Consider the following 19,776-nt stretch of genomic DNA (forward strand, 5'->3'; position numbering starts at 1 on the left):
CATCGCGACCGGTGGCCCGCTTGGCACATCCGGTTCCAGAGAGTGCGGAAGCGAGGCGCAAACGGGTATCTGCGATGGGCGGGACGCACCACGCCGACCGGATTTATTCGACCTTGAGTGATGGAGCTTCGGCAGCCCAATCCGCCGTCGCTGCGTCGTGGTCGCGTTCCTTGATGAAATACGGGCTCGATCCCGAGCATGCCCGGCCTCCGCGCAGGCTGGATCAGGGCGAGTTCAAGCTCGCCTTCCAGCGCGTCGAAGCGCTGATGCGCCTCGCTCAGGCGACCCTGGACCGTCTCTTCCAATCAGTCGGAGAGGCCGGCTGTTGCGTTCTGCTCACGGATCGCGACGGTGTCCCGCTCGACCGGCGCGGCGTCGCCGGCGACGATGCCGATTTCCTCGATCGCGGCCTATGGACTGGGATGGTCTGGAACGAGGCGAGCGAAGGCACCAACGGCGTCGGCACCTGCCTCGCCGAAGGCCGCGCCCTAACCATCCATCGCGATCAGCATTTCCTGACGCGCAATATCGGGCTCAGTTGCACGGTCGCCCCGGTTTGGGACGCGCAGGGCAAGCTCGCTGCGGCGCTCGACGTCTCGACTTGTCGATCCGACCTGACCCCCGCTCTGCTGAAGTTGATCGCAGCAGCCACCGCCGAGGCAGCGCATCGCATCGAGGCCAGCCATTTCCGCGACACGTTTCGCCACGCCCGCATCGTCTGCGGACAGGATACCGAACGCGGCAGCGGCGGCCTCCTCGCCGTCGACCGCGAGGACCTCGTCATCGGCGCCAGCCGCGCGGCGCGCCTCGCCTACGGATTGACCGACGAACAGCTCGCGCATCCCTTCCCGGCCGAGGACCTGCTGATCGGTGTTGCGGCCCGGCCGAGTGAGGAGTTGAGCGTGGCCGAGCGCGGCGCGGTGCAGCGGGCCCTCTCCCGGGCACGCGGCAATGTGTCCGCCGCAGCTCGCCTGCTCGGTGTTAGTCGGGCGACGATGCACCGCAAGCTCGTCCGCCTCGGGCTCGAACGCGGACGCTGACGGCCTCCATTTGCAATTCTTGTGGGCCGACCTGTCGCAATCCTGCGACAGGTCGGTTCTGCAAACGGCGCAGCCCATCCTGACAACCGCCATGTCTGCGCCGATCCTCCTCCCTCGCTTGCCAAGACAGGCGCAATCAGGAGGAAACAACATGAACAAGCCCGAATTCATTCGCGCATCTGCCACCCCATTCAAGACGCGTTACGGCAACTTCATCAACGGCCGCTGGGCCCAGCCGGCGAGCGGGCGCTATTTCGAGAACCATTCGCCCGTCAACGGGCGGCTGCTTTGCGAGGTCGCCCGCTCGGACGCCGCGGATGTCGAGGCGGCATTGGACGCCGCCCATGCCGCCAAGGATACCTGGGGGCGCACCAGTCCCGCCGAGCGCGCGGTGCTGCTCAACCGGATCGCCCAGGTGATGGAGGATAATCTCGCGCTGCTCGCCATGGCCGAGACCTGGGACAACGGCAAGCCGATCCGCGAGACCACCGCCGCCGACCTGCCACTCGCCGTCGACCACTTCCGCTATTTCGCCGGCGCGATCCGGGCGCAGGAAGGCAGCATCTCCGAGATCGACCACGACACGGTCGCCTATCATTTCCACGAGCCGCTCGGCGTCGTCGGCCAGATCATCCCCTGGAATTTCCCGCTGCTGATGGCGGTGTGGAAGCTCGCGCCCGCGCTCGCCGCCGGTAATTGCGTGGTGATCAAGCCGGCCGAGCAGACCCCGGCCTCGATCCTCGTCCTCGCCGAGCTGATCGGCGACATCCTGCCGCCCGGCGTCCTCAACATCGTCAACGGCTTCGGACTGGAGGCGGGCAAGCCGCTGGCCTCAAGCAACCGTATCGCCAAAATCGCCTTCACCGGCGAGACCACCACCGGCCGGCTGATCATGCAATATGCCAGCCAGAACCTCATCCCGGTGACGCTGGAGCTGGGCGGCAAGTCCCCCAACATCTTCTTCAAGGACATCGCGGCCGAGGATGACGACTTTCTCGACAAGGCGATCGAGGGCTTCGTCATGTTCGCGCTCAACCAGGGCGAGGTCTGCACCTGCCCGAGCCGCGCCCTGATCCACGAGAGCATCTATGACCGCTTCATCGAGAAGGCGTTGAAGCGCGTGGCGGCAATCAAGCAGGGCGATCCGCTCGATCCGGCAACCATGATCGGGGCGCAGGCCTCCTCCGAACAGCTTGAGAAGATCCTGAGTTATTTCGATATCGGTCGCCAGGAGGGCGCCGAAATCCTGGCCGGCGGCGAGCGCAGCGAGCTGCCGGGCGATCTTGCCGGCGGCTATTACGTCAAGCCAACTGTGCTCAAGGGCCACAACAAGATGCGGGTGTTCCAGGAGGAGATCTTCGGCCCGGTCGTCGCCGTGACGACGTTCAAGGATGACGAGGAGGCGCTTTCGATCGCAAACGACACGCTCTACGGTCTCGGCGCCGGCGTCTGGACGCGCGACGGCAATCGCGCCTACCGCTTCGGCCGGGCGATCCAGGCCGGGCGCGTCTGGACGAATTGCTACCATGCATATCCGGCCCATGCCGCCTTCGGCGGCTACAAGCAGTCCGGCATCGGTCGCGAGAACCACAAGATGATGCTCGACCACTACCAGCAGACCAAGAACATGCTGGTGAGCTACTCGCCGAAGAAGCTCGGCTTCTTCTGACGGTCTCCTCTGGGAGGGGAAGCGCATCGCAAAGCAGCATGCGCTGCATCAAGGCTCGCTCCCAGGAAGCGGTCAACCTGACATGCATCTATGACGGCCGCGGGCCCGGACGCGTTTTCCGGGCCGCTCCGGCCCAACTTGTCGAGTGGAGGCTCAAGCCATGGCAAAGACGATGAAGGCCGCAGTGGTGCGGATGTTCGGGAAGCCGCTGACCATCGACGAAGTGCCGATCCCCGAGCCCGGTCCGGGCATGATCCAGGTGGCGATCAAGGCCTCGGGTGTCTGCCATACCGATCTGCATGCGGCTGAGGGCGATTGGCCGGTGAAGCCGAACCCGCCCTTTATCCCGGGGCATGAGGGTGTCGGCTATGTCTCGGCGGTCGGTGCCGGCGTCAAGCACGTGAAGGAAGGCGACCGCGTCGGCGTGCCGTGGCTCTACACCGCCTGCGGCCATTGCCGGCACTGCCTCGGCGGCTGGGAGACGCTGTGTGAGAGCCAGCAGAACACCGGCTATTCGGTCAATGGCGGCTTCGCCGACTATGTCGTCGCCGATCCGAACTATGTCGGCCATCTCCCAAAGAATATTGAATTCACCGAGATCGCGCCCGTGCTCTGCGCTGGCGTCACCGTCTACAAGGGCCTCAAGGTCACCGACACCAAGCCGGGCGACTGGGTCGCGATTTCCGGCATCGGCGGGCTCGGCCACATGGCCGTGCAATATGCCAAGGCGATGGGGCTCAACGTCGCGGCGGTCGATATCGACGACGCCAAGCTCGATCTCGCCCGCCGCCTCGGTGCCACGGTGACCGTCAATGCTCGCAACGAGGATCCCGGCACCGCGATCCGTCGCGAAACGGGTGGCGGTGCTCAGGGCGTGCTGGTCACCGCGGTCAGCCCCAAGGCTTTCGAGCAAGCGATCGGCATGGTCAGCCGCGGCGGCACTATCGCGCTCAATGGGCTACCACCCGGCGGCTTCCCGCTCGACATCTTCGGGATGGTTCTGAACGGCATCACCGTGCGCGGCTCCATCGTCGGCACCCGCCTTGACCTGCAGGAATCGCTCGACTTCGCCGCGGACGGCAAGGTGAAGGCGACGATCACGACCGCGAAGCTCGAGGACATCAACGATATCTTCGAACGCATGCACAAGGGCCAGATCGAGGGCCGCATCGTGCTCGATATGGCTGCCTGACCGTGACAGCGCCGAGGTCTCCAGCGGCGGAAGCCGCGCCCAAGGTGTCGGCGACGCCTGCCTCGCTCTCGCTTATTGCGGAACTCACGGAGAGATACGGCCCTGTCCTGTTCCACCAGTCGGGTGGCTGCTGTGACGGCTCGTCCCCAATGTGCTACCCCCGAAGCGGCTTCATCGTTGGCGATCACGACGTCCTGCTCGGCGAGATCGGCGGTGCGCCGGTTTATATCGGCGCCGAGCAATACGAGGTTTGGCGACATACTCAGCTCGTCATCGACGTCGTGCCGGGCCGCGGCGGAATGTTCTCCCTAGACAACGGAACGGAGCGGCGCTTCCTGACACGCTCGCGCGTTGTCGCGACCGCCGGGCTTTGCGGCATCGGCGCGCGATAGCTCAATCCTGGCCGCGCCTACTCGGAGGCGATCGGCTACGGCGATCAATGCACCGCCTGATCGTGTCCGGCCCGAGAAGCGAGTGGGTCTGGATCGTCGACCCGCAGCGCCAGGGTGGCGCGTACGATTGCCATATCCTGCGGATCGGACGTCATGTCGAAGCCGAGCTCGCCCGCCATGCGTAGCATGCCGCGATTCTCGCGCAGGATGTGGCCGAACACGGTCCGGTAGCCTTTCTCGCGGGCATGGCCGATGATTTCGCTCATCAGGCGAGAGCCCAGCCCGCGGCCCTTAATGTCGGTCCGGACCAGGATCGCGAATTCGGCCGTCTCACGCTCCGGATCGCCGACGATCCTGACCACGCCGAAGATCGGGCCGGTGCCGAACTCGGCTCCGGGCTCGACCGCGATGAAGGCCATCTCGCGATCGTAGTCGATCTGCGAGAGCCGCGCCGCCAGTTCGTGCGGAAAGCCCTTTAGTGGCCCAAAGAAGCGCATCCGGATGTCTTCCGGCGCGCAGCGCGCGACTAAGCCGGCGAGCGCCGTCTCGTCCTCAGGCCGGATCGGACGCAGGTGTAGGAGCGTGCCGTCGTCGAGACTGATCGCGTGCTCCAAATCCCGCGGATAGGGGCTAACGGACAGGCCCGCCCCATCCGATTTTCGCTCGGCGATCACCACTCGCGCATCAAGCGCAATGACGCCCTCGGCATTGGCCAGCAGCGGGTTGATGTCGAGCTCGCGGATCTCGGGCAGCAGCACTGCCAGCTCCGACAATCGCAGCAGCACCTCGATTACCGGTTCGAGCGGTGTCGCTGGTGCATCGCGAAACCCGGCGAGCAGCCTGGCGATCCGCGTTCCTCCGATCATGTCGCGAGCCAGCACCGAGTTCAGCGGCGGCAGGCCGATGGTGCGGTCGCCGACGATTTCTGTCGCCTTGCCGCCGCTGCCAAATAGGATCACCGGCCCAAAGGTAGGATCCTGGGCAATGCCGGTAATGAGCTCCTGCGCGTGCCGGCGCACGATCATCGGCTGAAGCGTGAAACCGGCTATCCGCGCCTCGGGCCGGGCTGCAGCAACCGCTGCGAGCATGGCACGCCCGGCAGCCTCGATCTCTTCAGCAGAGCTCAGATCGAGGGCCACTCCGCTGACATCCGATTTATGCGTGATGTCGGGAGAGAGGATCTTGAGAACGGCGCGGCCTTTCATGGCCGGAAAGGCTCGCGCCGCCTCTTCGGGGCTGGAAGCCGTTACCGTCCTTACGGTCGGGATGCCGAACCAAGTCAGGAGCTGCTTGGATTCCGCTTCTGTCAGGGCCGAGCGCTTGTCTCGGCGTACGCTGGCGAACAGCTTCCGCGCGTCCTTGATCCGATCCTGAGCGATCATGACGCCGGCTGCCGGGGTTTCAAGCAGCAGCGCCTGGTTGCGGCGGAAGTCAGCGAGGTAGCCGAAGGCTCGCACCGCTTCTTCTGGGCTCTCAAACGTCGGCAGATTGTTCTGTGACAGGATCGCGCGCGAACGCTGCGCAACACGCCCTCCGAGCCAACTGGTCAGCACCGGCACGCCTTGATGGTTCTGTGCAATGGACGCAACCGCTCGCGCAGCATCGACACCGTCCGCGACGGCCGTCGGACAGTTGATGACGAGGACGGCGTCGCTCTCATGCCCCTCCAGCAGGGCTTCAAGCGCACTCGCATACCGCTCGCCAGTGGCGTCGCCAAGGATATCGATCGGGTTCGCGCGCGACCAGGCGGCCGGCAGACGCTTGTCGAGCCGCGCGATCGTCGCGGGATCGAGTGTTGCGACTGTGCCGCTGCCTGCGGTGATCGCATCGACAGCGAGGACACCCGCCCCGCCGCCATTGGTCAAGATAGCCATCCGCTCGCCGGAAACTCGGACTCCGCTCGCGAGAATTGCCGCTGCGGCGAAGAGTTCGTCGAGCTCGGACACACGCAGCAGCCCGGCACGGCGGAATGCAGCGTCATAGACGATATCCGCGCCGGCGAGCGCGCCCGTATGCGAAAGCGCGGCCTTGGCTCCGGCGGCGCTGCGCCCGGCCTTCACCACGATGACGGGCTTGGTTCGCCCTGCCGCCCGCGCTGCGGACATGAATTTACGCGCATGGGTGACATTCTCGACATAGAGCAGGATCGAGCGTGTCGTGGCGTCGCCGCAGAGATAGTCGAGCATGTCGCCAACATCGACATCGTTCATGTCGCCGAGCGAGACAACATGGGAAAAGCCGATGCCGCGCTGATCGGCCCAATCGAGCAGCGCGGCAATGATGGCGCCGGATTGGCTGACCAGTGCGATATTGCCTGGATGCGGGGTCAGATGGGCGAAGCTGGCGTTGATCCGACGTCGCGCCGAGATGAAGCCCAGGCAATTTGGCCCGATGATCCGCAAGAGGTGAGGCTTGGCCGCGTCGAGCAATTGCTGGCGCAAACCCGCCGGCTGATCGGCCTCGCCGAAACCTGCGCTAATGACAACGGCGGCCCTGCATCCGCGGCGGCCGAGATCCGCGATCAGGCCCGGCACGGACCGGGCCGGCGTGGCGAGGACCGCCAGATCCGGCGTGACCGGAAGTTCGGCGACCGACTGATAGCTCAGTGCTGAGCGGATCGCCGATGCATGTGGGTTGACGGCCATGATCGGTCCCGCAAACCCCGCGCCATAAAGGTTTTGGGCGAGGACTGATCCGACGGAGCCGGGCGTATTGCTCGCACCGATTACCGCGATCGCGCCAGGATCGAAGAGGGCGTCAAAGTTCCGTATGCTCATCAGCGGCTACCGGTTTGAGAGCGCCAGATCACGCGGGCCGCGCTCACCGCGAGCACCGTTCGCGTAGAGGCCGCGGACGGCGCCATTCATGCCGAGCGTTCAGGCCCGGTCGCACCAGCATGCTCGGTTTCCCAGATGCGGATCGCGTCCTTGAGCGCTACCGACTCGCGGTAACTGCTTCCGTCCTGCACGGAGAGCGCCTTGATGCGCCGAATTGCGAGCTCGTAGTCTTCAACAGTCTCGATCGTGAACGCCGGGGGATCCGACCTGCAGGATTCCGGTCCGCGCTCGATTGTCGTTTTCATAGCCGCCTCCGGTTACAAATGTCGACGATGGGAGAGGTGCCGCTGATCTTACTACAAGTTTGACTGCTCACTTTGCGCCACATCAAGCCATGCCACCGCCGCTACAGGGCTGGCCGCTACTCGACGAATAGTGACTCCGATTCCTCGCATTAAAGCCATGCCGGTCCTGTCCTGCCCTGCCCGGTCTGTCGCTGTCCGCCAGGAGCTGGCAGCGCGTCAGGAGCGACGGCGGCCGCGACTATCTTTCGGTCATGGAGATCGAGTCCGGCATGCGCATCGCGCTTACTGCGGGCGAGCGTGTCCTCGTCGATGACGAAGTCGACGACGGGGGGCCGAGCTCGATTGCGCCATCGTCACCGGCGAGAGTGCGCCGAGCCCCGCTGCGCCGAGCCCCGCTGCGCCGGGTGCAGCGTGCGAGCGGGAGCGCTGAACTGCGGGCCAGGGGCGTACCCACAAGCGCCCGATCGAACTCCTCAAAGAGCACGTCAGGCGTCTCTGCTGCGGCGCCCGAGCCAGATCGACGAGCCGATGGGCCCAGGCGTCTCGCTAATCCGAGTACGGCGGAGATGCCCAATGAACTTACCGAGCGCTATTTGCCGAGCGATGGGTCGTTCAATCCGCTCATCTTGCTGACTATGTCGTGCAAGATCAGCAGTAAATGAGCGGGTATCGAGCCAGCCACCCGGCGACGAAGGCCACCTATCTCAGGTTAGCTCCGATCCGCAGAGCTTCCTCTGCCTCCCTGATCCGGCAAGCCAGCGGCGTTGTAATGGCCGTTCCAGTCTCCGGGCAGAGCGCGCGTAGAGCCAGATCGCAGACACTGTCGGCGAGCTCAGATAAGGATGCGGCCGCGTGAAGGGGTAGGATCGTCAGCGCCGTTTCCATGAAGAGGTCACGGGCATCGGTCACATGCTCCGGTGCCAACGCTGGAAACGCTTCGTACAACGCCACTAGGCCACCACCATGATCGCCGGTTCGTGCGATGAGTGCCGTGAGAAAATGTTCGAGACCAACCTCAAAATCACACCAGCGGTTGCCCACGACACGGTTAAGCAGATTGCGCAACCTGCTGTGGGCGCGCAGTCCCTCACTAAACGCCAAAATGATGTCGCGCAGGCTGTCCTCGTCCAGGCAGAGTGCCCTATCGAATACTAGTCGCGTCACCTCCAGGCTCTCCTTCCGCTGCCGAGTTCTAGGAGCCACTGAGAGCGTTGCTGACCGACAATGATTCCGATTCCAGTGCGCCCCGGCTCGGCCAAACCCGGCTGATTTGACCCCCAGAGGCTGGACCGATTGAGGATTGAGTTTTCCGCATGAGAATCCCTCGGCGCCCAGAGCTCCTTCGGCCGTGATCGCGAAGAACCGGCCCGCACGGCTCGCGATGAAGCATCTCGGGGCCGTGGCCTTCTCCCGAACCCGGGACCCGGACCAAGTGAAGTTTGCCGATGCGGTAGTCGTCGCGCGGCACGGTAAGGTGCCGGCGAGGCATCGACGCGGAACCCGATGCTCTCCCGCAACATCGCTGAGTTAGAGCTGGATGATTCAAGCGCGCAAGGGACGGCGTCGACCTCATTGATTCCACGTATGAGAATGGAGCAAATCGGTCGTCATCGTCTGCCTTTCGCATTGCTGTTGTGCGGTTCGGATTGGCCGGGCAGGGCACCAGCTTCTCGATCGTGCGCCGCAATCCCGTCATCCTCGTGATCGAGCAGAATTCGTTCCGCTGCGCCGTCGAGATCCTCGTACTGCCCGCCGCGCAGGGACCACAGGAACGCGAGTAAGGCGGCGCCGCCCAGCAGGAGCGCGAGAGGGACGAGGAAGACAAGGCTGCTCATTCGCCCTGCTTCCAGGCCAACGCTAGGTCTTGCGCCCGTTGCGAGCGCGGCGGCGAACGACGTCCGGTCGGTCTCGCGTCAAGACGCAGCGCATTCGCGACCACGAGGATCGAGGAAAGCGACATCGCCAACGCGGCGATCAGTGGCGTGACGTGCCCTGCGACGGCGATTGGCAGGGCGATTGCGTTGTAGAGAACAGCCAGGGCGAAGTTCTGCCGCACCAGGCGACCGGCTCGGCGCGCCACGGTCAGCGCCCTCGGCACCGCATCGAGACCATCACGCAAGAACACGAAATCCGCCGCGTTCCGGCCGATATCGGCCGCCGAGGCTGGCGCCATCGAGACATGCGCCGCCGCCAGCGCCGGGGCGTCGTTGAGGCCGTCGCCCACCATCAGCACCTTGCGCCCTCGCGAGGCCATGGCGGCGAGCCGCTCGACCTTCTGCGCCGGCATCAGGCTGGCGGAGACGGCCTTGATGCCAAGCCCCGCGGCCGTGGCATGCACTGCTGCGGGCGTGTCGCCGGAGAGTAGCGTGATCTCCAGCCCGTCGCCGCGTAGGGCAGCGATGGTTGTTCGCGCTTGCGGACGCAGCGTTTCCTCGAAGGCGAAGCGGGCGAGGAGGTTGCCGTCGCAGCCGAGCACGGTGCCGCCGTCCTCGTTTCGTCCGGTAGGGCCGCCGGCGAGCGCCCATTCGGCCCGTCCGAGGCGGTAGAGCCTCCCATTCAGCCGGGCCTCAATGCCGAGGCCGGGATGCTCTCGGACCTCCGACAGCGCCAACCCGCCGGCCGGTTCCGCTGCCGTTGCGATGGTGCGCGAGAGCGGGTGGCTGGAGAGGCGAGCGATCTCAGCAGCGATCTCCAAATCTCCCGGAGCGATCGTCGCGCCGTTGACGAGGCGCGGCCGGCCGAGGGTCAGAGTGCCGGTCTTGTCGAAGGCGACGGCATCGATCTCGGCCATCCGCTCGATCGCGGAGCCGTCCTTGACCATGATGCCGCTCTCGAACAGCCGGCGCGACGCCACCACTTGCACGATCGGCACGGCGAGCCCGAGCGCGCAGGGGCAGGTGATGATCAGCACGGCGATCGCGATGGTGATGGAGCGGTGCCAGTCGCCGCTCGCCGCCATCCAGCCGAGAAAGGTGAGGAGGGCTGTGGCGTGGACGACCGGTGAGTAGAGCGCAGCGGCCCGGTCGGCGATCCGGCGATAGCGGGCGCGCCCGCCTTCCGCCGCCTCCATTAGGCGCACCATCTCGGCGAGGAAGGAATCCGCCGCCTTAGCCGAAGCCGTGATCGTGAGTGGTCCCGAGAGGTTGAGTGTTCCGGCCCGTACTGCCGCCCCCGGCTCGGCAGAGCTCGGTGCGCTCTCACCGGTGACGATGGCACAATCGAGGTCGGAAACCCCATCCTCGACCACGCCGTCGACCGGGACGCGCTCGCCGGCAGTGAGCGCGATGCGCATGCCGGGTTCGATCTCGTTCACCGGAAGATAGTCGCGGCTGCCGTCGGCGCGCAGCACCGTGGCGCCGCGCGGCGCCAGGCGCATGAGACCGCGCACGGCGGCGCGCGCCCTCTCGCGCATGACGTGTTCCAGCGTCCGCCCAATCAGCAGGAAGAAGATCAGGGAGGTCGCGGCTTCGAAATAGGCGTGCGGCCCGTCATGGACCGTGTCGTAGAGGCTGAGGCCGAAGGCGAGGGTGATGCCGATCGAAATCGGCACGTCCATGTTGGTTCGGCCACGCCGCAACGCCGACCAGGCCGAGGCGAAGAAGACACGACCTGCATAGAGCAGGCAGGGCAACGCCAGCGCCGCCGAGATCCAGTGGAAGGCGGCCCGTGTCTCCGGCTCGGCGCCCGACCAGACGGAGACCGAGAGGATCATGATGTTCATCGAACAGAAGCCGGCGACCGCGAGGGCCCTGATCAGCCGCGAGAATTCCGGATCCCGGACATCGGCGTCGGTCTCGAAGAGATGGGCCGGATAGCCGAGGCGAGCCATGGCGACCAGCAGGTCGGGCGGCGCCTCGCCGCGCCACTTTACCGCCACCCGCCGGGTCGAGAGGTTGACTCGCACATGGGCAACGCCGGCAAGTCTCGCCAGCCCGCTTTCGATGGTGTGGATGCAAGCGGCGCAATGGACGCCAGGCGCCGCCAGATCGGTCTGACGGAGGCCGTTGCCGAGATCCCGGCTCGCGAGCAGCATCTCCTCGCGCGAAGCTGCTGCGACCGTCTCGGCGTCGGCCGGCAGCGGCGTGGCGCAGCAGCTCATCTGATGGCCCGGTAGCTGTGCCAGGTGGCGTGTCCCAGCAGTGGGAAGACGACGATCAGGCCAATCAGCCCCGTCGCCATGCTCGCGAGGATCAGAGCCAGCACGATCGCACCCCAGGCCAGCATCACGGGCAGGTTGTTCCAGACCAGCGAGATGCTGGTTCCCATAGCGGTGAAGGCATCGACCCGCTCGTCGAGCAGCATCGGGATGGCGAAGGTGCTGATGGCGAAGGAAAAGGCGGCGAAGATGCCGCCGGCCACCGTGCCGACCAGCAGCATGCCCCATCCGACCGGCGTCGTCAGAAGCATGGTGACGACGTCTCCGAACCCCGGAAACGGCCGCAGGCCGAAGAACAGCGCGTAGATGATCACCGCGGCCCGCATCCAGATCAGCATCAGCAGGCACAACAGCGCGCCCGTGAACCAAACCTGGGCGCCGGAGGCCGCGCGCACGAAGATCATGTTGGCAAGGCTTGCGGGACTGCCGGCTTCGAGGGCGCGGCTCTTCTGATAGAGGCCGATCGCGATTAGCGGGCCGACGACAAGGAAGCCGGCCAGGGCCGGAAACAGGATGTAGTCGAGCTCCAGTCGGAACAGGCCCCAGACGATGAGCAGCGAGACCGCAAAGACGGCGAAACCGTAGACCAAGCTCGGCGCCGGGCTCGTCCACAGGTCTCGCCAGCCGCGCGCCAGCCAGTCAAGCGCGGCGCGGGCCGGCAGGTTGCGGCGGCGCTGCAGGTAGAGGGGGAGCGGGATGTCCCCTCCGGACTCGGTGGTGCCCATGCCGTCACTCCCTTCAGCAGGCCGAGCGGGCGGCCCGGAACATGCCGGAACCCGCTGCTTTCTCATGCGGCACGCAATCGGGCTGCGACCCGACGGCGACATAGACCAGATGCGCATTGGCGAGGAGGAGCAGCGCCGTGACGCCGGCCGCCAGCAGCCAGGCGAGCAGCCGCCCCTTCCCCTTGTGGCTGCTGCGGGGCGCGCGATCGGCCGGGGCGCTCATCGCGGACCCTCCTTGAGCGTGCCGACATAGAGTGCGAGCAGCTTAATCTCGGCCGCGGACAACCGGCCCTCCCAATGTGGCATGTGCCCCTGACGTCCCGAATGGACGCTGGCGTAGACGGACTGCGCGTCGCCGCCATAGGTCCAAACGGTGTCGGTCAGGTCGGGTGCGCCGAGATCGCGCATGCCCTTGCCCTCCGTTCCGTGGCAGGCAACGCAATTCCCAGCGAAAACCTCCTTGCCGGCCGGCAGGCGTGCCTTCTCGGTTTCCGACAGCGTCTGCCCCGAGAGTGAGCGGGCATAGGCGGTAACCGCGAGCACCTGGGCGCGGTCGAGCACGCCGTCCCGCCCGAAGGCCAACATCTGCGCGGTGCGCGTATCCTTGCTCGTCGAATTGATGCCGACGCGGATCGTCTCGGCGATGGTTTCGGGATCGCCGCCCCAGAGCCAGGCGCCAGAGGTGAGATTGGGATAGCCCGGCCCGCCCTTGCCGTTCGTACCGTGGCAGACGGCGCAGTTATCGGCGAAGAGGGTGTGGCCCGTGTCACGGACATGACGCATCAACGCCGGATCGGCGGCGATCTCGGCGAAGGAGGCCTCCTCGACCCGGCTCGTCCAGCTCGCGCGCTCCGCCGCCGCCTCCTGCACCTGCTGGGTCACAACCTGACGCTGGTCGATGCCCAGCAGCCCCTTGGTGTAAGTCCAGCCCAGCGGCCAAGCCGGCATCAACAGCCAGTAGCCAATCGCGAACAGCGTCGCCGCCGCGAGGAAGAACAGGACCACGCGCGGGACCGGCGTGTCGAGTTCCTTGATTCCGTTCCATTCATGGCCGGTCGTCATCCGCCCGGTGACGGGATCGCGTTCAGCATGGTCCATCGCTCAATCCCCCGGCCTGTCGTCCTTGTCGAGAATGCTCTTCTTGGCGCGGTCGAAGCGCTTTCGATTCGAAGGCCAGAATGCGTAGATCAGCACGCCGATCGCGAGGGCGATCAGGTAGAACAGCCCCCAGCTTTTGGCGAAGGCGACAAATGTCTGGTGATCGAAGCCCATCAGCTCATTTCCCCTTGGCCGCGGTCTGGCGATGGGCCGCGTCAGTCAGCCGGCCGAGCACCTGCAGATAGGCGACCAGCGCGTCCATCTCCGTCAGGCGCCCGGGCTCACCGTCGAAGGCGCGGACATTCGTCTCCGCGCCATAGCGCTCGCCGACGCCACCGGCATACGAGCTGTCGGGACTGGCCTGGCCATAGGCGTCGGCACTGGCATTGGCGACCTGAGCCTCAGTATAGGGCACGCCGAGCCTGCGTTGAGCCGCGAGGTGCAGGCTAAGATCGGCCGTGCTGAGCTCGTTGCGCATGAGCCAGCCATATTTCGGCATGACCGATTGCGGGACCACGGCGCGTGGATTGACCAGGTGCGCGACATGCCAAGCGTCGGAATACTTGCCGCCCAGCCTTGCCAAGTCCGGGCCTGTGCGCTTGGAGCCCCATAGCATTGGCTTGTCGTATTGGGATTCGACCGCCAGCGAATAAGGCCCGTAGCGCTCGACCTCGTCGCGCAGAGTGCGAATCATCTGGCTGTGGCAGGCGTAGCAGCCCTCTCGGATGTAGATGTTGCGACCAGCCGTCTCCAGTGGCGTATAGACACGCATGTCCGGCGCCTTCTCGACCGTCTCCTGGATGGTGAACAGTGGGGCGATTTCGACGAAGCCGCCGATTGCGGAGACGCCGATGATGGCGAGCACGAAGCCGATGGCGCTGCGTTCAAGCTTGCGGTGGAAATTCGGCATGGCGTTCACTCTCCCGGCTGCAGGGCTGCGCCGGCCGGCATGTCTGCCTCGGCGGCGTGCACCGGAGCCTGCCAACGCGCCATCCGGATCGTCATCCAGACATTGTAGGAGGCGACGATCGCGCCGATCAGGAAGAACAGCCCGCCGACGGTGCGGGCGATGTAGTAGGGATGCATCGCGACGAGGCTGTCGATGAACGAATAGGCGAGGGTGCCGCTGTCGTTATAGGTGCGCCACATCAGGCCCTGAATGATGCCCGAGTTCCACATTGCGAAGACGTAGATGACGGTTCCCGACAGCGCGAGCCAGAAGTGGACCTCAACCAGCTTGGGCGAATAGATCTGCTTGACCTTCCACATCCACGGCACGAGCGCGTAGATCGAGCCGAAGGTGATCATCGCCACCCAGCCGAGCGCCCCGGCGTGGACATGGCCGACCGTCCAGTCGGTATAATGCGACAGCGAGTTGACGGCGCGGATCGCCATGAACGAACCCTCGAAGGTCGACAGACCGTAGAAGACGGCGGCGACCATCATGAAGCGCAGCGTCGCGTCGTCGCGGACCTTGTGCCAGGCGCCGTTGAGGGTCGCGAGCGCGTTGCCGGCCGACGCCCAGGACGGGACCAGCAGCACCACCGAGAAGGTCATGCCGAGCGTCTGCACCCATTGCGGCAGGGCCGTATAATGCAGGTGGTGCGAGCCCGCCCACATGTACATGAAGGTGATGCCCCAGAAGCTGATGATCGACAGCCTGTAGGAGAAGATCGGCCGTCCCGCCCGCTTGGGCAGGTAATAGTACATCATCCCGAGGAAGCCGGCCGTCAGGAAGAAGGCAACGGCGTTGTGACCGTACCACCACTGCACCATCGCATCTTGGACACCGGAATAGACCGTGTAGCTCTTGGCGCTGCCGAGCGAGATCGGCAGGGCGAGGTTGTTGACGATGTGCAGCACCGCCACGACCAGAATGAAGGCCATGTAGTACCAATTGGCGACGTAGATGTGCGGCTCCTTGCGCCGCTGGAGTGTGCGAATGTAGATCAGGAAATAAGTAACCCAGACGACGACCAGCCATAGGTCGGCGTACCATTCCGGCTCGGCATATTCCTTGGACTGGGTCAGCCCCATCAGATAGCCGCTGGCGGCGATCACGCAGAACAGATTGTAGCCGATCAGCACGAACCACGGGCTGAACTGGTCGGGCAGGCGCGCCCGCGAGGTGCGCTGCAAGACGTGGAGGGAGGTTGCGATCAGCGCGTTGCCGCCGAAGCCGAAGATCACGCCCGAAGTGTGGACTGGCCGAAGGCGGCCGAAGCTCGCCCAGCCCGCGTCGAAGGTCAGGTCCGGCCAGGCCAGCAGCGCCGAGACCCAGACGCCGAAGAACATGCCGACGACCGCCCAAGCAAGGGAGAGCACGATGCCAACCTTGGTCGGGTCGTCGTAATAGCGGGTCAGACGCTCATCCGACGGCTCCGGCTCGAAATACTTCGACAGAACGAGGAAGATGCCGCCAACCCCGAAGAGTAGGACGATGACGCCGTGAACGCCGAGCAGGTCGTCGCGCCCGGCGAGCGCCATGGCAAAGCCGCAGAGAGCCAGCAACGACGAGACCGCGATTGCGAGCTGGCGTTCCGAGAGCGTGAGCGCTGATACCATCTGGTCAATTCCCCTGGATGCGGAACGCTGCCGAATCGGACGAGAGTGCGGCGACAGATGCAGGCGCATGTCGGTCGCGGTCAGCGTTTCCCCCAGAGAGGCTCCACAGCGCCTCCGCCGACAATGCCAGCAGCGCCAGCGCCTTGGAAAGTTCCGCTCCGACGTAAAAAAGGTGGTGGTTCGTGGGCGCCACCGCTCCACCGGCGAGAATGTCGGCGACGCGCGCATCCAGCGCTGGCAGCAGCCAGAGAGCCTGGACGAGCAGGAACAGCATCAACGCTCCAGAACAGGACCAGCGCAGCAGTCGCGGCGGCGGCGATAGCAGGACGGCGACTACGATAGCCGCGCTGAACAGCCACTCCACCTTGGCGAGTAGCGCGAAGGTGACGCGCCCGACCTCAAGCGCCACAGGCAGGGCGAGCGAAGCGGCCTCGAACTTGACCGGCGTCGCCAGAAAGGAAACGCCGAGCAGCAGGCCGAGCCAGAGGGTCGCCACGAATGGCAGGAAAAGCCTCTGAACGCCGCGTGCGGCTTCAATGCCTGGCTGAAGCACGGAATCGTCGTTCTGGAAGCAGCCACAACGGCTCGGCCCTGTGCTCTCATGTGGGTGACTCATGATGAGAGTATCGAGCCGGAGGCGCCTTCAAACATTGATTTGGATCAGAGCCCGGTTGATCAAGCCGAGCTAGGCTAAGCGGAGCACCTTCTTGTCATCCCCGGTCAGCGCGCCTCGATGCTGGCAAGATAGGACCGTAAGGCTCGCTCCGGCCCGTGCCAGGAAGCGCTGCCCTTGCCCTGCAGATCCGGCGGCTCCTTCCAGCCGGGCTCGATCCCGGTCATGTCGGGCAGCAGATGGGCGATGCCCTTGTGGCAGTCGATGCAGGTCTTGTCCTTCGGGATCAGGAAGCGGCTGTGGATATCGGCTGCGCGGCGCGTCTGCTTGGTGAAGTCCATCGCGACCGAGGAATGGCAGTTGCGGCATTCGAGCGAGTCGTTCGCCTTCAGCCGCGCCCATTCGTGCTTGGCGAGTTCGAGCCGCATGCCGAGGAACTTCTCGCGCGTCGAGATCGTGCCGAATATCTTGCCCCAGACCTCTTTGGAGGCCTGCATCTTGCGGGCGATCTTGTCGGTCCAATTGTGCGGCACGTGACAGTCCGGGCATGACGCGCGCACGCCCGAGCGGTTCGAGAAATGCACCGTCTGGGTCAGCTCCTGATAGACGTTGTCGCGCATCTCGTGACAGGAGATGCAGAACTTCTCGGTGTTGGTCACCTCGAGGGCCGTGTTGAACCCGCCCCAGAACAGCACGCCGCAGACGAAGCCGCCGAGCGTCAGGAAGCCGAGCGGCAGGTAGGCGCTCGGCCGGCTGATGATGCGCCAGAAGCGTACGACAACGCCCCAGCACCACAGGATGAGGGACTTGAGCCTGGCCATCATGCCGCCCCGCTACCGCTTGCGACCGACGTCATGGGCATCCCGGAACAGGTTCGGCACCACGGGCGGCACGTCGGTCTGCTGGACGTGGCATGCGGTGCAGAAATAGCGGCGCGGCGTCACGTCCGAGAGCACCTGGCCATCTCGGTCCTGGAAATGGGTGATGCTGATCATCGGTGCGCCCGAGCCCTCGGTAAACTCACGCCTGTGGCAATCCATGCAGCGGTTGGTGTTGAGCGTGAGTTGGTAGCCGTCGATCGAATGCGGGATCACAGGCGGCTGCTCGGGATAGTTGCGCATCCGCCTGACGTCATCGACGATCGGGCGGCCGAGCGCGGGCACCCGTTCGAGCTCCATGGGCTGCGCGTTGCCGGTCACGCGCGGTACGATCCTGATCGGCGCTCCGTCCTGCGAGAGCGCGCCGACGGTGAGGACGACGAAGGCTGCCAGGGCAGTTCCGAGAAGGGTCCAGGAGCGCATCAGGCTCAGACCGCCAGGATCTTGACCGCGCATTTCTTGAAATCCGTCTGCTTGGAGATGGGATCGGTGGCGTCGAGAGTGGTCTTGTTGATGAGCTGGCTGGCGTCGAACCACGGAACGAAGATCACGCCTGACGGCATGCGGTTGCGGCCTCGCGTTTCGACGCGGGTGCGCATCTCGCCGCGCCGCGAGATGATCCGGATTTCCGCGCCTTGGTTGAGCCCGCGGTTGCGCGCGTCCTCGGGGTGCATGAAGCAGCGCGCACCGGGGAAGGCTTTGTAGAGCTCCGGCACGCGCATGGTCATCGAACCGGAGTGCCAGTGTTCCAAGACGCGCCCGGTGACAAGCCACAGATCGTACTCGCCATCGGGCGATTCCGCCGGGGGCTCGTAGGGCACAGCTATGATGCGGGCCTTGCCGTCCTTGTTGCCGTAGAACTCGACGCCTTTGCCAGCCTTGACGTACGGATCCAGGCCCTCGCGGTAGCGCCAGAGCGTCTCCTTTCCGTCGACAACCGGCCAGCGCAGGCCGCGCACCTCGTGGTAGAGGTCGTAAGGTCCGAGATCGTGGCCATGGCCCCTGCCGAAAGTGGCATATTCCTCGAACAGCCCCTTATGGACATAGAAGCCGTATTGCTTTGATTCCTGGTTCTCGTAACCAGCTTCAATCTCGGAAAGCGGAAATTTGTCGACGTTGCCGTTGCGGTAAAGCACGTCAAACAAGGTCTTGCCGCGATAGTTCGGATTGGCCTCGAGAATCTCGGCCGGCCAGACCTCGTCGGTCGTGAAGCGCTTCGAGAATTCCATGAGCTGCCAGAGGTCGGAGCGGGCCTGGCCGGGCGCGTCGACGAGCTGGTGCCAGACATGGGTGCGCCGCTCGGCATTGCCATAGGCGCCCTCCTTCTCGACCCACATTGCGGCGGGCAGGATCAGGTCGGCGGCCATTGCCGTCACGGTCGGGTAGGCATCCGAGACGACGATGAAGTTCTCCGGGTTGCGATAGCCCGGATAGGTCTCGTTGCTGTTGTTGGGCGCGGCCTGGAGGTTGTTGTTGACCTGGATCCAGTAGAAATTCAGCTTGCCGTCCTTGAGCATGCGGTCCTGCTCGACGGCGTGGTAGCCCGGCTTCTCCGGGATGATGCCATGCGGAATTCGCCAGATTTCCTCGGCATGCTTGCGGTGTTCGGGGTTGGTCACCACCATGTCGGCCGGGAGGCGATGGGCGAAGGTGCCGACCTCGCGCGCCGTGCCGCAGGCTGAGGGCTGGCCGGTCAGCGAGAACGGGCTGTTGCCGGGCTCAGAGATCTTACCCGTCAGCAGGTGCAGGTTATAGACCATCTGGTTCGCCCAGACGCCACGCACATGCTGGTTGAAGCCCATCGTCCAGAGCGACATAACCTTGCGCTTGGGATCGGCATAGAGTTCGGCAAGCTGCTGCAGGAAGCCCGGCTCGACCCCGGTCAGGGCGGAGACCTTCTCCAGCGTGTAGTCTTTCACAAAGGCGGCGAAGGCTTCGAAGTCGATCGGAGTCGTGGCGGTGACGTCGGCGGCCTTGCGCGCTTTCATCTCGCGCGGATCGTCCGGACGGAGGCCATAGCCGATATCCGTGGCGCCCTTCAGGAAGGTGGTATGCTTGTCGACGAAATCCTTGTTCACCCGCCCGGTCGAGATGATGTGGTTGGCGATGTAGTTCAGGACCGCCAGGTCCGTGCCCGGCTTGAAGATGATCGGGATATCGGCGAGGTCCGAGCTGCGATGGGTGAAGGTCGAGAGCACCGCGACCTTCACATGCGGATGGCCGAGCCGACGGTCGGTCAACCGGGTCCACAGGATAGGGTGCATCTCCGCCATGTTCGAGCCCCAGAGCACGAAGGCGTCGGCATGCTCGAAATCGTCATAGCAGCCCATCGGCTCGTCCATGCCGAAGGTGCGCATGAAGGCGTA

19 protein-coding genes are annotated in these 19,776 nt (G+C 65.1%); 4 read left to right on the top strand and 15 right to left on the bottom strand.

Annotation, left to right across the window (positions count from 1 at the left end):
- Nucleotides 1-74 precede the first annotated feature (74 nt).
- The 4 genes from C4S73_RS23500 to C4S73_RS23515 all read left to right on the top strand — a co-directional run bounded on the left by C4S73_RS23500 (nt 75) and on the right by C4S73_RS23515 (nt 4,293).
- Nucleotides 75-1,040: a GAF domain-containing protein gene (locus C4S73_RS23500; RefSeq protein ID WP_103875013.1), complete on the top strand. Its 966-nt coding sequence runs from the start codon at nt 75-77 to the stop codon at nt 1,038-1,040.
- 151 nt (nt 1,041-1,191) lie between these two features.
- On the top strand, nt 1,192-2,709 hold the full coding sequence (gene adh, locus C4S73_RS23505) for an aldehyde dehydrogenase (protein ID WP_103875014.1): 1,518 nt from the start codon (nt 1,192-1,194) through the stop codon (nt 2,707-2,709).
- Nucleotides 2,710-2,869: 160 nt separating this feature from the next.
- Nucleotides 2,870-3,901: an alcohol dehydrogenase AdhP gene (adhP, locus tag C4S73_RS23510; RefSeq protein WP_103875015.1), complete on the top strand. Its 1,032-nt coding sequence runs from the start codon at nt 2,870-2,872 to the stop codon at nt 3,899-3,901.
- Nucleotides 3,902-3,903: 2 nt separating this feature from the next.
- Nucleotides 3,904-4,293 (top strand): DUF779 domain-containing protein, encoded by a 390-nt coding sequence (locus tag C4S73_RS23515; protein ID WP_103875016.1) that lies wholly within the window; start codon nt 3,904-3,906, stop codon nt 4,291-4,293.
- Nucleotides 4,294-4,337: 44 nt separating this feature from the next.
- On the opposite strand, the gene C4S73_RS23520 is transcribed toward C4S73_RS23515, so the two are convergent.
- The 15 genes from C4S73_RS23520 to napA all read right to left on the bottom strand — a co-directional run.
- Nucleotides 4,338-7,070: a bifunctional acetate--CoA ligase family protein/GNAT family N-acetyltransferase gene (locus tag C4S73_RS23520; protein ID WP_103875017.1), complete on the bottom strand. Its 2,733-nt coding sequence runs from the start codon at nt 7,068-7,070 to the stop codon at nt 4,338-4,340.
- 86 nt (nt 7,071-7,156) lie between these two features.
- Nucleotides 7,157-7,375 carry a hypothetical protein gene (locus C4S73_RS23525; RefSeq protein WP_103875018.1) on the bottom strand — a complete coding sequence of 73 codons (219 nt, stop codon included), beginning with the start codon at nt 7,373-7,375 and terminating at the stop codon, nt 7,157-7,159.
- 699 nt (nt 7,376-8,074) lie between these two features.
- Entirely contained in the window at nt 8,075-8,539 is a 465-nt protein-coding gene (locus tag C4S73_RS23530) for a hypothetical protein (RefSeq protein ID WP_146071476.1), read from the bottom strand.
- Nucleotides 8,540-8,982: 443 nt separating this feature from the next.
- Nucleotides 8,983-9,210, bottom strand: a complete 228-nt coding sequence (gene ccoS, locus C4S73_RS23535; RefSeq protein WP_103875020.1) for a cbb3-type cytochrome oxidase assembly protein CcoS — start codon at nt 9,208-9,210, stop codon at nt 8,983-8,985.
- Nucleotides 9,207-11,474 carry a cation-translocating P-type ATPase gene (locus C4S73_RS23540; RefSeq protein ID WP_103875021.1) on the bottom strand — a complete coding sequence of 756 codons (2,268 nt, stop codon included), beginning with the start codon at nt 11,472-11,474 and terminating at the stop codon, nt 9,207-9,209. The genes ccoS and C4S73_RS23540 overlap by 4 nt, the downstream gene beginning before the upstream one ends.
- A complete protein-coding gene (locus C4S73_RS23545) occupies nt 11,471-12,256 on the bottom strand; it encodes a DUF2189 domain-containing protein (protein ID WP_103875022.1) in 786 nt (261 codons plus the stop codon). Before C4S73_RS23545 ends, C4S73_RS23540 begins: the two co-directional genes overlap by 4 nt.
- A gap of 13 nt (nt 12,257-12,269) precedes the next feature.
- The gene (locus C4S73_RS23550; protein WP_103875023.1) at nt 12,270-12,479 is read right to left on the bottom strand and encodes a hypothetical protein; all 210 of its coding nucleotides are present in this window, start codon (nt 12,477-12,479) and stop codon (nt 12,270-12,272) included.
- Nucleotides 12,476-13,354 carry a cytochrome-c oxidase, cbb3-type subunit III gene (gene ccoP / locus C4S73_RS23555; protein ID WP_103875024.1) on the bottom strand — a complete coding sequence of 293 codons (879 nt, stop codon included), beginning with the start codon at nt 13,352-13,354 and terminating at the stop codon, nt 12,476-12,478. The genes C4S73_RS23550 and ccoP overlap by 4 nt, the downstream gene beginning before the upstream one ends.
- Nucleotides 13,355-13,357: 3 nt before the next feature.
- Nucleotides 13,358-13,528: a cbb3-type cytochrome c oxidase subunit 3 gene (locus tag C4S73_RS23560; RefSeq protein ID WP_103875025.1), complete on the bottom strand. Its 171-nt coding sequence runs from the start codon at nt 13,526-13,528 to the stop codon at nt 13,358-13,360.
- Nucleotides 13,529-13,532: 4 nt separating this feature from the next.
- On the bottom strand, nt 13,533-14,264 hold the full coding sequence (gene ccoO, locus C4S73_RS23565; protein ID WP_103875044.1) for a cytochrome-c oxidase, cbb3-type subunit II: 732 nt from the start codon (nt 14,262-14,264) through the stop codon (nt 13,533-13,535).
- A 5-nt stretch (nt 14,265-14,269) separates the two neighbouring features.
- Nucleotides 14,270-15,919, bottom strand: a complete 1,650-nt coding sequence (gene ccoN / locus C4S73_RS23570; RefSeq protein WP_103875026.1) for a cytochrome-c oxidase, cbb3-type subunit I — start codon at nt 15,917-15,919, stop codon at nt 14,270-14,272.
- Nucleotides 15,920-15,923: 4 nt separating this feature from the next.
- Entirely contained in the window at nt 15,924-16,472 is a 549-nt protein-coding gene (locus C4S73_RS23575; protein ID WP_200828081.1) for a hypothetical protein, read from the bottom strand.
- 167 nt (nt 16,473-16,639) lie between these two features.
- The gene (locus C4S73_RS23580; protein WP_103875045.1) at nt 16,640-17,353 is read right to left on the bottom strand and encodes a cytochrome c3 family protein; all 714 of its coding nucleotides are present in this window, start codon (nt 17,351-17,353) and stop codon (nt 16,640-16,642) included.
- A 12-nt stretch (nt 17,354-17,365) separates the two neighbouring features.
- Nucleotides 17,366-17,866, bottom strand: coding sequence for a nitrate reductase cytochrome c-type subunit (locus C4S73_RS23585; RefSeq protein WP_103875027.1), 501 nt, complete (start codon nt 17,864-17,866; stop codon nt 17,366-17,368).
- Nucleotides 17,839-19,776: periplasmic nitrate reductase subunit alpha (napA, locus tag C4S73_RS23590; RefSeq protein ID WP_103875046.1), on the bottom strand; the 1,938-nt coding region annotated here is incomplete at its 5' end. The genes C4S73_RS23585 and napA, both read right to left, overlap by 28 nt.

The sequence above is a fragment of the Allobosea lathyri genome (genome assembly GCF_900108245.1).
GTDB lineage: Bacteria > Pseudomonadota > Alphaproteobacteria > Rhizobiales > Beijerinckiaceae > Allobosea > Allobosea lathyri.